A 13882-nucleotide genomic window follows, 5' to 3' on the forward strand; every position below is an offset into this window, starting at 1 on the left:
GAAAGCATGAATTTATTTGAAATCAAAGGCCTTTATAAATGCTATAACACAAAAGCAAAGCCCAGGGTATATGCGGTGCATGATATCCATTTAACCATTAGAAAAGGTGAAATCCTGGGACTTGTCGGCGAATCAGGCTGCGGTAAAAGCACCCTGGGGAAAATGCTGTTAAAGCTGGAGCAGCCGACCAGGGGAAGAATTATATTTAATCAGCAGGATATAACCGATTATTCCTTCAGTCAAATGCGAAAAATCAGAAACCGCATGCAGATGATTTTTCAAGGTAACGCCAATGCGTTTAATCCGTATTTTACGGTAGAGCAAATTATCAGTGAACCCCTTAATAATTACAGTTGCGAAACACCGGCGGCAAAAAGGGCAAAAATCGTTGCCATGCTGGAGAAGGTAGGGCTTAACCAGACCTATCTGAACAGATACGGCCACGAAATGTCCGGCGGACAGAGGCAGAGGGTGGGTATTGCCAGGGCTTTAATTCTGAATCCGGAATTTGCCGTATGCGACGAAGCCGTTTCCAGCATCGACTATGCCCTGAAAAATCAAATCTTAATGCTGCTGACCGGCCTGAAGCAGCAACTGGGCCTTACGTATCTGTTTATTTCCCATGATATAGCCGCAGTCAATAGGATATGTGACAGGGTTGTTGTCATGTATCTGGGCAATATTGTGGAAATTATCCCCAATATAAATGGGCAAGCACGGCATCCATACACCAAAGCGCTGCTGGCCGCAACTCTTATTCCCGATCCCAGGCAGCGGGAAAAAAACAGAGTGCTGTTTAAAGAGGCGGAAGAATTAAAAATACCGGAGAAAGGATGTGTTTTCCAGAATCGTTGTTTTGAGGCGCAGGCAGTCTGTAAAGCCGAGCAGCCAGCGTTAGTGTCAAAGGATAGCAAACATTATATTGCGTGCCATCTTTATCAGCCTCATTAATTTTTTGCAAGGAGAGAAGAATTTGAACAAGAACAAATATGTAACAATCATGATTGCCTGTCTGCTGTGTGCCGGTTTACTCTTTGCCGGCTGCGGCAAAAGCGATTCAACTGCAAGTAAGCCGGGAGAAGAGAAGGCCAAGGAAGTTGTTGTTGCCATCTATCGTGACGGCGCTATTGATAAACTGGATGCTGCCAGTTATAACGGCCCGCATTTTTTGTACAAAATGGTGTATGATGGTCTGGTGGAAGACGGCGGCGAGGGAAAAATTCTGCCGCAGCTGGCCACCGGCTGGGATATCTCGCCGGATGGGAAAACCTATACCTTTAAGCTGCGTCAGGGGGTAAAGTTTTCTGATGGAACTGATTTCAATGCGGCGGCAGTCATCTTCAACCTGAAAAGATGGGTCAATAACGACCGTCATGCCATTTTGACAGCAGTCAATGTGGAAAGCATGGAAGCGGTAGATGATTATACCGTAAAAATTGTGTTTAAAAACGGTTCGTATCCTATTTTGACAGAACTGACATACCCGCGTCCGGTACGCTTTTTGAGCCCTGCTTCCATTACTAACGGCGAGGGGAAGGATGGCGGCCAATTTACCAAGCCTGTCGGCACCGGCCCGTGGATGGTGGCCTCCTATACAAAAGAGCAGGAATTTACCCTTGTTCCCAACCCCTATTACTGGGGTGAAAAGCCTAAGATCAATAAAATTACATTTAAGGTAATAACCGATGGACAGGCCAGAGCGTTAGCCCTGCAAAGCGGTGAAATTGACCTTCTCGGCGGCGACCTTATCGGCAAGATTCCGATGGAAACGCTGTTAGAGCTGAAAAAAGCGGGTAAATTTGCCATACACACCAAGGAAACTATGTCTTCCCACTTTATTGCGTTCAATCAAGCGGTAGAAGCTTTCAACGATAAGAATGTCCGTTTGGCCATGAACTATGCCATTAATAAACCGAGCATCGCAACAAACCTGTTTGATAATATTGGTTCCGGGGCAAATGGTTTGTATCAAAAGGGCGTTCCGTATATTACCGACAAAAACAATTACGGATTTTCCAATGATAAGGAAAAAGCCAGGCAATTGCTGGAAGCTGCCGGCTACAAAGATACCAACGGTGATGGCATTCGTGAAAAGAACGGCAAGAAACTGGAGTTTACCTTTGTATTATCAACCGGAGAATTCCCGGAATGGAAGCAAATGGCGGAGTTTGTCCAGTCTGAATTCTCCGCTGTCGGCATAAGAGTAAACCTTAAGATTCTGGATAAAAACGGCTACGAAGATGCGACGATGAACACCAAGGCCTTTGATTTAGCGCTGATGAGAACTTCTTCCGATTCCTGGGTGCCGCACGGCTCACTGCTGGAGATGTTCTCCATTCTTTCCAGCAGCAAAGCGGCAAAGGTATGGTATGATAAAGAGTTATATGACAATATTATCCAAACCTTACATACTCTTGACGCAGCAGAAAGGCAGAAGAATTATGATAAAGTATTCAGCTTTATCAGTGAAGAAGCACTCACCATTCCTATCTACTATCCAATCACGTCCTTCGCTGTTAATAATGATAAAATAAAAGGATTTGAAATCGGCGTTAACAGCTATGCACCGGTCGAATGGCAAAAGCTTGACGTAAAATAAGCAATAGCAGAGGTGAAACAAAATGAATCCGGAACAAAAACTGCTCGAAAACTGGACAGACAGCTCCAATAATTACAGTAATCTCATAAAAACAGAGTTGAATTGCTTTAAAAAACAGGCATGGACAGATATTATCCTGGAGAATGCCGGGAAAAACAAAACAATGACGGTGCTGGACATCGGCACCGGACCAGGCTTTTTCGCAATCATCATGTCTCAGGCAGGGCATCAGGTGACGGCTATTGATTGTACTGAAGCCATGCTTAATGAAGCCAGGGCCAATGCCAAAAACGCCGGCATAACTGCCGACTTCAGAGTATCTGACGGACAGAAGCTGGAATTTGACAATGAGAGCTTTGATCTTATTATCAGCCGGAATGTCGCCTGGACCTTACTTGATGTCCGGCAGGCATACAGTGAATGGAAGCGGGTATTAAGGCCGGACGGTAAAATCATAATATTTGACGCTAACTGGAACATAAGATTATTCGATGAAGAGTATATGAAAAAATATCAGGAGGACGAACAGGAATATATCAGATTATTTGAGGAAGCGCCTCCGGGGTATACGGCTGAAATGCTTGATTACAGAAAGAATATGCCAATGTGCAAGAGAATCAGGCCGCAATGGGATATTAACACCCTGATAGAGCTTGGTTATAAAAAGATTTACTGCGAAACAGATATTGGTGACCGGGTTTATGATGAAAAGGAAAGGATCATAAACCGTTCTACGCCCATGTTTATGCTGGTTATTGAAAAGTAGTTTTAAAGACCGGCCTATGTTGTGTTAAAATTCACAAAAACAATTGACGATTTGTAAATTTTTCTGTAAAATAAAATTGTAAATGATGATTTGAAGTCATCCACCCTTTTGCAACGCCGGATAGCCGGTTCTGCTTAAGGTTAGAGAAGTTACTGCAAGTGGTTGCACCACATCTAATAGTATGGTTTGAAGACCATGAAGGATAGTCTCATGAGGAGACGCTTCTTCATGGTTTTTTATTTTCCTGAGGGCCGCTACAAGCACAAGACTTTTAAAAAGGAGGAGACAATGCTTTGAAGGTGGACGTACTGTCGTACGCTATGTAGCTCAAGGAAAAGCCCAAAAATAGTATGCGAGGAGAGAAAACATGAAGAAAAAACTGTTTGCCGCATTGTGCATGATGGTGATTTCCCTAGTTGCTTTGGCCGGGTGTGGCGGTAAAACCGGTGAAAAGAATGCCAATGCCGGCATGTCCGGCAAAGACAGCGTTATTATTGCCATGGATACCGAATCAGAACCTGCCGCCGGCTTTGATCCGATTATGGGGTGGGCTGCCGGTGAACATACACATGATCCTTTATTTCAAAGCACCTTATTGATCACCAAGGATGATATCACCATTGGCTATGACCTGGCCAAAGAGTACACGATTTCCCCTGATGGACTTACCTGGACCTTTAAAATTCGTCCTGATGTAAAATTTACTGACGGCAAGCCGCTTACCGCCAAAGATGTTGCCTTTACCTATAACCAGGCCATGAAGCAGGCGACAGATACCGATTTGTCCATGTTAAAGTCGGTGGAAGCTGTTGATGATACTACCGCAGTATTTCATTTGAATACCCCTTATTCCGCTTTTGCGTATATTGCCGCTGTAGTCGGCATTGTGCCCGAGCATGCCTATAATGCCGCAACCTATGGCAAAAATCCCATTGGTTCCGGCCGGTATATCTTAAAACAGTGGGATAAAGGCCAGCAGGTCATTCTGGAGGCCAATCCCAATTATTATGGTGAAAAAGCGAAAATGAAGCAAGTCACCATTGTCTTCATGTCAGAAGCCGCAGCATATGCCGCAGCGAAAGGCGGCCAGGTGGATGTGGCCTATACAGCTCCTTCTTACACGGTTAACCCGATTAACGGCTATAAAATTCTGGCTTTCGATTCTGTGGATATTCGCGGCATCAATCTTCCCTGTGTTCCGGCAGGCAATAAAACAGCCGCCAGGAAAAATGGAGAAACTCTGCCTGCCGGCAATGATGTTACCGCCAACCTTGCTATCCGTCAGGCGATAGCCCGCGCCGTTGATCGGGATGCTTTGGTGAAAAATGTTTTATACGGCTATGGCTCTGTTGCTTATAGCGACAGTGTGGATGAGCCCTGGGAAAATGAGGCCATGAAGACAACCTATGACCCGGCCAAAGCAAAATCCATTCTGGAAGCCGACGGCTGGCGGTTAAATGCCGACGGTATCTATGAAAAGCAGGGGCTAAAGGCAGAATTTGACCTGCTGTATATTGCTTCTAATTCTGCCCGTACCGGTATTGCCATGGCGGTGAAAGAAATGCTGAAAGAAGTGGGCATTAAAGTAAATCCGGTAGGTTCAAGCTGGGACAAAATTGCTACCATGGCTTATGAAACCCCGCATGTATTTGGGGCCGGCTTGCATTCCCCTGCCGGTATCAAGAGTCATTATTATACAGGCAAGAACTATGCTTCGTATTCCAATAGCGCGGTGGACAAGCATATCGAGGCTGCTTTAGCTGCCACCTCGGTGGAGGACTCGTACCAATACTGGAAAAAAGCTCAATGGGACGGCGTGAGCGGTGTTACTCCGGCAGCTGATTCCCCCTGGGTATGGCTTGCGGAAATCAAACATATTTATTTTGCCAAAGAAAATCTGAATGTGATTGACAAGAAAATTCATCCCCATGGATATGGCTGGACAATTGCCAACAACGTGGATCAATGGTATTGGAATTAGTGTAAAGCTCTGATGCCGTTCCTCTCTATGGCATAGAGTGCAAGTGCCTTGCTTGTCCTCTGTGCCATAGAATTATTATTTTAAACGAGGTACTTTTATGGATTCACAAGCCTGTTACAGCATTTTGAAATATGTGGGGAAAAGCCTGATTAAAGTGATTTCCCTGTTAATCGCCGTGAGCCTGCTTTCTTTCATCCTGGTTTCAACATCGCCGGTAGACCCGGTCCGGGCATATGTGGGTGAAGTGGGCATGGTAAATATGAATGCGGAAAGTTTGGCCAGGCTGGAAGCCTATTTTGGTTTGAACACACCGCCGGCGGAACGGTATTGGAACTGGTTTTCAGATTTTGTCCGGGGAGATATGGGATTATCCTTAGTTTACCGCCAGCCTGTTGCCGAGGTTATTGGGGTTAAGTTCATGAACTCGCTGCTGCTCATGCTTACAGCGTGGTTCTTTTCGGGTATTTTGGGATTTATCCTTGGCATTATTGCCGGTTTGTATCGTGGTACCTGGATCGATAATTTGATTAAAGGATATTCCCTGCTTATTGCCAGCACGCCGACCTTTTGGCTGGCGCTGGTATTGCTGATGGTTTTTTCTGTTTGGCTGCAGCTCTTTCCCATTGGCCTGAGTGTGCCGATTGGGATGAAGGCCTCGGAGGTGACCATTCTTGACAGCATCAAGCATTTGGTGCTGCCGGCGTTGACGCTGAGTGTGATCGGAGTTGCCAACATTGCGCTTCACACCCGGGAAAAGATGATTGATATTATGGCGGAAGATTATATTCTGTTTGCCCGGGCACGGGGGAAAACCAGATTTTCCATTATCAGGCATCATGCGCTGCGCAATATTATGCTGCCTGCCATAACCTTGCAATTTGCTTCTATTAGTGAGATTTTCGGCGGTTCTGTCCTGGTGGAGCAGGTTTTTTCCTATCCCGGCCTGGGGCAGGCAGCAGTTGCCGCCGGCTTAAGCGGCGATGCTCCTTTGCTGTTAAGCATTGCGGTGATTAGTGCCGCCCTGGTGTTTACAGGCAATCTGATTGCCAATCTCTTATACGGTTTCATTGATCCCAGAATAAGGCGGGGGAATATGCATGGATAATACAATCGCCGTTACCGTTTTACAGAAACACACGCCAAAACGTTTCAACCAACGCCGTCTGACCATTATATACTTGACTTCTGCTGTTGTTTTTTTGCTGGCTATTGCGATTATCGGCACTCTGGCAGGCGAGGCGGCAATAACGACGAATTTCACCCAGAAAAATATATTGCCGAATATAGCTCATCCCTTTGGCACCGACTGGCTGGGCCGGGATATGCTTGCCCGCACCCTGAAAGGCATGTCCATCAGTATTTTCATCGGACTGCTGGCTTCGGTGGTCAGTGCCCTGATTGCCGTTATTCTGGGAACGGCTGCCGCTACTTTAGGAAAAAAGGTGGATGCCGTCATTACCTGGTTTATCGACTTAATTATGGGTATTCCCCATCTGCTGCTGCTTATTCTTATCTCTTACGCGCTCGGCAGAGGCACTTTTGGCGTTATTGTCGCTGTGGCCATAAGCCACTGGCCGGTATTGACCCGGGTAATCCGGGGGGAAATTCTGCAATTGAAAGAAGCCAATTATATCAAAATTGCCGGTAAGCTGGGTCAGAGTAAAGTTAGTATTGCGATAAAGCATATGGTTCCTCATATTTTTCCGCAATTTTTAGTTGGTTTGGTACTGCTTTTTCCCCATGCCATCCTGCATGAAGCGGCCATTACCTTTTTGGGCTTTGGCCTGCCGCCGGAGCAGCCGGGTATTGGCATGATTCTGTCGGAAAGCATGCAGTATTTATCGCTGGGCATGTGGTGGCTGGCTCTTTTCCCCGGCTTGGCACTCTTACTAACGGTTCTGCTGTTTGACTTACTGGGCGGGAATATGCGCAAGCTGATAGATCCCCATAGTGCCCAGGATTAAGGAGGTAGCACTGTGACTTGCAGCAATGATAAACACATTCTGGAAATAAATAACCTTTCTATTGCTTTTACGCAATATGAGCAGGGGCTCAGGCAAATTGATTTACAGGTCATTCATAACTTGAATGTCTCAGTGCATGAGGGAGAAATTGTGGCCGTGGTAGGGTCCAGTGGTTCGGGGAAAAGCCTGTTGGCCCATGCGATATTAGGAATTTTGCCGGCTAATTGTACGGCTGTGGGTAATATTGCTGTTGACGGTGAGTTAGTGGACGCAGCCCGCATCCGGGAACTGCGCGGCAAAAAAGTCGTGCTGGTTCCGCAAAGTGTAAACTATCTCGACCCGCTGGAGAAGGTGGGCGCGCAGGTGCGGCGGGAGCGGCAGGAGGAAGCTGTCCGCAAAAGACAGGAGGAGCTGTTTGCTTTTTACAAGCTGCCGGCAAATACCGGGGAACTTTATCCTTTTGAACTGTCAGGCGGTATGGCGCGGCGGGTTCTGCTTTCCACGGCGATGATGGAAAATCCCCGGCTGATTATTGCCGATGAACCGACGCCAGGTCTTCATCTGGCAGCAGCCAAAAATGCCATGCGGCATTTTCGTGAATTTGCCGATAAGGGCAACGGCGTGCTCTTAATTACCCATGATATTGAATTAGCTTTGGAAGTTGCCGACAGAATCGCTGTTTTTTATGCCGGCACCACGCTGGAGGAAGCGCTGGTAACGGATTTTCAATCCGAGGATGCCCTGCGTCATCCTTATACGAAAGCACTCTGGCGGGCTTTGCCCCAAAACGGTTTCCAGCCCTTTCCCGGTAATCAGCCTTATGTGAAAGCCATGCCAGAGGGTTGTCCCTTTGGCCCCAGGTGTTCGCAGTTCACGCCGGAATGTGCGGGCGAGATCCCGCAGCGGCTGCTGCGCTGCGGCACAGTCCGCTGCATTCATGCAAAGTAGGAGGGAGACGCGTGCTGTTAGAAGCAAAAGATATAGCTTTCGGGTATAAAAAGAATACAACTATTTTGGCAAACTTCCGGCTTACGGTGGAAAATCATGAGCGGGTGGGTATTGTGGCTCCCAGCGGTTTTGGCAAAACGACGTTATGCCAGATCTTAGCGGGTTATATAAAGCCGCAGCGCGGTCAGGTCCTGCTGGACGGCCAGGACATTCACCGAATAAAAGGCTATTGCCCGGTGCAGATGATCTGGCAGCATCCGGAAAAATCGGTAAATCCCCGTCTGCGCATGAAGGAAACTCTTGCCGAAGGGGATGAGCTTGAAGAACGGGTTATTGATGGCCTGGGTATCGAACGGGCGTGGTTTGACCGTTTTCCCGGGGAATTGTCCGGGGGAGAAATGCAGCGGTTTTGCATTGCCAGGGCCTTGGGGAAACGGACGCAATTTCTCATTGCCGATGAAATCAGCACCATGCTGGATCTGATTACCCAAAGTCAAATATGGAGCTTTCTGCTGCAGGAAGTTGCCAGGCGAAACATCGGCCTCATTGCCGTAACCCATAGCAATGCCTTGCTGGAACACATAGCCACCCGGCAGGTGACACTGGCGCCAGGCTGTTTTATAACCGGAAGCGCTGAATAGAGTTTTGTAATTCTTGCGACATTTTTGCCAGGAAGCCGCTGGAAGCGGCGATTTCTTCCATAGAGGCAGACTGCTGTTGGATAGCGGCCGAAACAGTCTGGGTGTGGCCGAAGGTATCCTGGCTGATCCTGTCGATGGTGCGGACCGAGCTGACGATTTGCCCGCTGCCGCCGGCCATCTCCTGAACAGCCGCGGAAATTTCCCGGATTTGTGCCGACATACCGTGGATACCGGTAGTGATTTCATGAAAATTCCTGCCGGCTGTGCCAATGACTTCTGTGCCGACATTGACTTCCTGGTTGCCGGATTCCATGGCAACGACAGCCTGGTTGGTATCTGCCTGAATTTCACTGATCAATGCGGCAATGTGTTTGGCGGCTTCCTGTGATTGTTCGGCCAGTTTCCGCACTTCTTCGGCAACAACGGCGAAGCCTCGTCCCTGTTCACCGGCCCGGGCCGCTTCGATGGCCGCATTTAAGGCCAGCAGATTAGTTTGGCCGGCGATGGAGGAAATTGTGGCAACGATTTGACCGATTTCCTGGGAGTGGTCGCCGAGTTTGGCTACCACCCGGGCCGACCGCTCCACCGTAACTTTGATGGAGTTCATTTGTTCAATAGCGGTATCAATGGCTTTTTGGCCTTCCAGGGCAGCGCCGGCGGTTTGTTCCGAACTGGCGGATACGGCATTGGCACTGGCGGCGATTTGCTGAATACCTGCCGACATCTGTTCGACAACGGCTGTCGTTTCATTGATGGCGCTGAGCTGTTGTTCAGCACCACAGGCCACATTGGTAATGGCGGCGGCGACCTGATTGACGGCTTCAGCCGATTGCCCGGCATTGGCAGTAAGTTCTGAGGAAGCAGCAGCCACCTGCCTGGCATTTTCCTGCACGGTTGAAACCACGGTCCGCAGATGGGAAACCATGGTTCCGAACGCTGTTTGTAATTCGCCGATTTCATCCTGACGGTTGACTTGTACCTGTTGCTGCAGATTGCCGTCGGTAATATTCCGGGCTGTATCAACCAGGGCAGTCAGCGGCCGGGTAATGGCCCGGGCGCTGAGAAAGCCGATCAGGATACCGAGAATAACCGATAAAAAGCTGAGGGCAAGAGCTATGGCCTGGGTGGTTTGAATGGTTTTTATCATGGTATTGAAAGCCGTGTGAATATGTTGTTCCCTGAAATTGATGTATTCACCGGTCTTGTTTAGCAGGGCAACGGTAACCGGTGTTAAGTCGGCTTCCATTATCTGGATGGCTTCGGCCTCTTTATTGAGCTGCCGTAAAGGAATGACTTTCTCGCCGGCAATGCGGTCAAAGAGTTCGTTCAATGCTTTTAATTCAGCAACCAGCTGCTGGTCTTCCTCTGTTTTGGCATTTGCCAGCAAGTCTTCTTCCAGTTTGGTGTTCTCAATACTCAGCCGTTGATAGTTAAAGAGCATTTCCTGGGTTCCTGCCGCGATAAAACCGCGGACCTCGGCAGCCTGGGTAGCGATATTAAACGCAACCTTACTGGTTGTCAGCAGCATTGGCAGGGAATTCTCCTGACTTTCTTTCAGCTCCTGTGTGACCTGATTGATTTGATAGCCGGTAATTCCAAAGCCAATGGCATTGATCAGGACGACCAGCAGGAAAAACGCAATGGTTTTAATTTTTAAACCCATGTTCATAATTTATACTTTTCCTCTCTCTTAACGGTACCGGTGCACCTTGCCTACCCGGCCAGTCGGGCGGCAATCAACACGGCCTGCTCGGTCGCAGTCGGATTGGCGAGCCCAAAGCCGGCGATATCAAAGGCTGTGCCATGAGCCGGGGTGGTGATGGCATACGGCAAACCGGCGGCAACCGTCACGCCAAACTGGAAGCCCAGCAGCTTTAGGGCAATCTGCCCCTGGTCGTGGAACATGGTAACTACGGCATCATAATGCCCTTTAAACGCGTTAATGAAAATAGTATCCGATGGATAGGGACCCATGACGTTTATGCCTTCCGTCCGGGCAAGCCGGAGGGCAGGGGCGATGATGTCAATCTCCTGGCGCCCGCACAGCCCATCCTCGCCGGCATGCGGATTTACGGCGGCAACAGCAATGCGCGGGTCCTGAAAGCCTGCTTTTTGCAGGGTTTGATGGGCCAGACGGATGGCTGTCAAAATGGTGTCAGTAGTTAGACTGGCACATACCTGCTCCAAAGGGATATGGCTTGTGACCCGTGATGTCCAAAGGTTTTTTAAGACATTCATCTCACTGCTCGGGCCATGCCAGTCCAGATAATGGGCAAATAGTTGCTGTTCATCCTCAAAATCATAGCCCCCGTATTGCAGTGCTGCCTTATTTAGCGGTGCATAAACAAAGCCGTCAAGAGCATCCCGGCGAAGCAGGTTTATTGCCGTAACCAACATGTCACCGGTGATTTTTCCGGAAAGTTTGTCAATTTTCCCTAAGGTTATAGTAGCAGGATCAAGGTTTCTCTGGTCTAATACAGGAAGGCCGTTGTCCCAACTGGCCTGAGAGATATCATCAATTACAACAACCGGAAAGTCTGTTTTTGCAATCTTTTTTCCCATTTCCAGCACCCGCAGATCGCCAATCAAGACTGGCCGGCAATACATCCGCAGTTTAGCAGTGCTGCATAACTTGGCAACAAGTTCCGGCCCGATGCCTGTTGCGTCACCCAGTAAAATACCTAGCAGTGGTTTCATGACAGTATTCCTCCTCATTTTATAGAGTTAACTATTTGTTAAACAACAGGAACTGAGATCCCATGCCCGGATGTCAGTCCCTCTTGTTTTTTTGCTGTTTAACCATCCTGGTCTGTTAGCCAGGTTTCAGTATGGTACATTGTTCAGTGTCTGTAAGCTACAGGTCCTTTTTTGTAAAGCAGGTTCTACCAAATTTAATACATGGCGGCACAACGAAGAAGAGCAGAATGGCAGTTAAAAATGCCAGTGAAATGGGCTTATCAATAAAAATCATGGCATTGCCGTTAGAGATATCAAAAGCCTGCCGCAGCGATGTTTCCAGCCGGGGAGTCAGAATGAAAGCCATTAAAAACGGAGCTACCGGGTATTTGTAACGGTTAAAGAAGTAGCCGACAATGCCGATGGCAATCATTATCCAAATGTCAAAAAGACTGTTATTGACAGAGTACGCGGACACAATACAGATTACAATGATAATCGGGGTCAGTATGGCGGGAGGGATACGCAAGGCGTGGACCATCAAAGGAATGCTGAGGGCTGCGATGATCATGCAGACAACGTTGCCGGTGTACATGGAGGCAATCAGGCCCCAGGCAAGATCGGGATGGTCGGTAAACAGCAGCGGTCCCGGTGTAATGCCCCACATCATTAGGCCGCCCAGCAATATGGCTGCTGTTCCCGAACTGGGAATTCCCAAAGACAGCAAGGGCGCAAAGGCGCCTGCCGCTGCCGCATTATTGGCCGCTTCCGGAGCGGCGACGCCTTCCAGCGCGCCTTTGCCCATATTTTCCTTATTTTTGCCGGTACGTTTTTCCAAAACGTAGGCTAAAAAAGAGGCGGTTGTTGTGCCTGCGCCCGGAATGCAGCCGACAAAAGTTCCCATGAAGCTGCTAACCATGGTTGGCCGGAAAATTTGCTTGATTTCCTTCCAGTTAAGATAGTTGCTTTTCAAAGAAAGTTTTTCTGTTGTTTTAAATTGGTAACCGGTTTTGTTCAGCGCCATGGTAACAATTTCGTTTACTCCTAAGAGGCCGATAACCAGGGGGATAAAATCGATACCGCTTAAGAGTTCATTTACACCAAAGGAAAAACGGGGCATAGCAACAGCCAAGTCCAGTCCTACTGTTGCCAACAGAATTCCCAGGCAGGTGGAAAGCAACCCTTTGCGGGGATTGTCGCCCAGCAGCCAGGCAATGGCCATAATTGCCAGCAATATAACCGACGTCATTTCGGCCGGTCCAAAAGCCAGCCCCACATTGGCAAGCATGGGACCCATAAAGGTAAGGATGACAACACCGATAAACCCGGCGACAAAAGAAGACCAGTTGGACACCGCCAGTGCTTTGCCGGCCTTGCCCCTCAATGTCAGCTGATAGCCGTCCATGGTGGTCATTACTGCCGGAGGATCGCCCGGGATGTTGATTAAGATGGCTGTGAAGGAGCCGGCAAACATGGTTGAATAGTACAAAGCGGCCAGCATAATAATTGCTGTGGTTGGATCCATTTTGAAAGTCAGCGGCAGGAGCAGGGCCACGCCCATAACCGAACCGATACCGGGCAAAGCTCCGACAAACATGCCCATAACGGCGCCTGCCAGTGCGGCCATCAAATTCTTTTCCGTCAATGCGAGCCCAAAGCCGTTCAGCAAATGAGAGAATATTTCTTCCATAGTGTAAGCTCCTTTTTACAATAATGATTTTATCAGGCCGCCGGGAAAGGGCACTTGCAGCCAGTATTCGAAGATTCCCCAGATGAGTCCGGTCGCTATCGCGGCAAGAGAAACGGCAAAAGTACGGGAATAGGAACCCTGGGTGATCAGCCAGAGGACCAAAAACAAAAATACGGTAGGCAAAAATCCAATTATACTGACAGATATCGTAAAAGCAATCATGGCGGCAATCGGCAGAATTGCTTTTACATCTACCGGTTCTGCTTCTTTATCATAATTTTGTGCTTGTACAGCAGCGAGAATGCATGTTACTATACCGATAATCACCGGGATAAATCCCGGGCCGGGACCTTTATTTACCCAAAAGCCATAATTAAACCAGCCGGAATATGCCCAGAATCCTCCGACAAGACCGCAAAGAATTGCAATTACCCGATCCGGATTAAGAGCAATTTTCATAATCCTCTCCTCCTCATAAATAAAAGTTTTTTGATATGGATGAATATTTTGAATACTCACCTCCTCAGTATGCTGATACGGGGACACTCAGCCTATACCAGTTGCACAGTTTTCAGCTTTCAGCTTTCAGGATAATACACCGTGTATAGGCGTGGATT

At 48.2% G+C, this 13882-nt stretch carries 12 protein-coding genes; 8 read left to right on the forward strand and 4 right to left on the reverse strand.

Annotated elements, in window-relative coordinates; genetic code table 11:
* The first annotated feature begins 6 nt into the window (after positions 1–6).
* The 8 genes from GT1_RS04505 (at position 7) to GT1_RS04540 (ending at position 8899) form a co-directional block, all read left to right on the forward strand.
* Positions 7–951: an ABC transporter ATP-binding protein gene (locus GT1_RS04505; protein ID WP_188397719.1), complete on the forward strand. Its 945-nt coding sequence runs from the start codon at positions 7–9 to the stop codon at positions 949–951.
* A 22-nt stretch (positions 952–973) separates the two neighbouring features.
* The gene (locus GT1_RS04510; protein WP_223226055.1) at positions 974–2599 is read left to right on the forward strand and encodes a nickel ABC transporter substrate-binding protein; all 1626 of its coding nucleotides are present in this window, start codon (positions 974–976) and stop codon (positions 2597–2599) included.
* A 22-nt stretch (positions 2600–2621) separates the two neighbouring features.
* Positions 2622–3365, forward strand: a complete 744-nt coding sequence (locus tag GT1_RS04515; protein WP_188397720.1) for a class I SAM-dependent methyltransferase — start codon at positions 2622–2624, stop codon at positions 3363–3365.
* Positions 3366–3732: 367 nt separating this feature from the next.
* On the forward strand, positions 3733–5346 hold the full coding sequence (locus tag GT1_RS04520) for an ABC transporter substrate-binding protein (protein WP_188397721.1): 1614 nt from the start codon (positions 3733–3735) through the stop codon (positions 5344–5346).
* 97 nt (positions 5347–5443) lie between these two features.
* Complete coding sequence (locus GT1_RS04525; RefSeq protein WP_188397722.1) at positions 5444–6451, forward strand: ABC transporter permease; 1008 nt, start codon at positions 5444–5446, stop codon at positions 6449–6451.
* On the forward strand, positions 6444–7310 hold the full coding sequence (locus tag GT1_RS04530) for an ABC transporter permease (RefSeq protein WP_075757841.1): 867 nt from the start codon (positions 6444–6446) through the stop codon (positions 7308–7310). The genes GT1_RS04525 and GT1_RS04530 overlap by 8 nt, the downstream gene beginning before the upstream one ends.
* A gap of 12 nt (positions 7311–7322) precedes the next feature.
* Positions 7323–8258, forward strand: a complete 936-nt coding sequence (locus tag GT1_RS04535) for an ABC transporter ATP-binding protein (protein ID WP_188397723.1) — start codon at positions 7323–7325, stop codon at positions 8256–8258.
* 11 nt (positions 8259–8269) lie between these two features.
* Positions 8270–8899 (forward strand): ABC transporter ATP-binding protein, encoded by a 630-nt coding sequence (locus GT1_RS04540; RefSeq protein ID WP_188397724.1) that lies wholly within the window; start codon positions 8270–8272, stop codon positions 8897–8899.
* Here GT1_RS04540 and GT1_RS04545 read toward each other — a convergent pair.
* The 4 genes from GT1_RS04545 to GT1_RS04560 all read right to left on the reverse strand — a co-directional run bounded on the left by GT1_RS04545 (position 8877) and on the right by GT1_RS04560 (position 13724).
* Positions 8877–10568, reverse strand: coding sequence for a methyl-accepting chemotaxis protein (locus tag GT1_RS04545; RefSeq protein WP_188397725.1), 1692 nt, complete (start codon positions 10566–10568; stop codon positions 8877–8879). The two genes, GT1_RS04540 and GT1_RS04545, sit on opposite strands and share 23 nt — an antisense overlap.
* 44 nt (positions 10569–10612) lie before the next feature.
* Positions 10613–11596 carry a PdxA family protein gene (locus GT1_RS04550; RefSeq protein ID WP_188397726.1) on the reverse strand — a complete coding sequence of 328 codons (984 nt, stop codon included), beginning with the start codon at positions 11594–11596 and terminating at the stop codon, positions 10613–10615.
* 157 nt (positions 11597–11753) lie between these two features.
* Positions 11754–13265, reverse strand: a complete 1512-nt coding sequence (locus GT1_RS04555; protein ID WP_188397727.1) for a tripartite tricarboxylate transporter permease — start codon at positions 13263–13265, stop codon at positions 11754–11756.
* Between the two features lie 15 nt (positions 13266–13280).
* Positions 13281–13724, reverse strand: a complete 444-nt coding sequence (locus tag GT1_RS04560) for a tripartite tricarboxylate transporter TctB family protein (protein WP_188397728.1) — start codon at positions 13722–13724, stop codon at positions 13281–13283.
* Positions 13725–13882 lie beyond the last annotated feature (158 nt).

The organism is Sporomusa sp. GT1, from assembly GCF_014634905.1.
GTDB lineage: Bacteria > Bacillota > Negativicutes > Sporomusales > Sporomusaceae > Sporomusa > Sporomusa sphaeroides.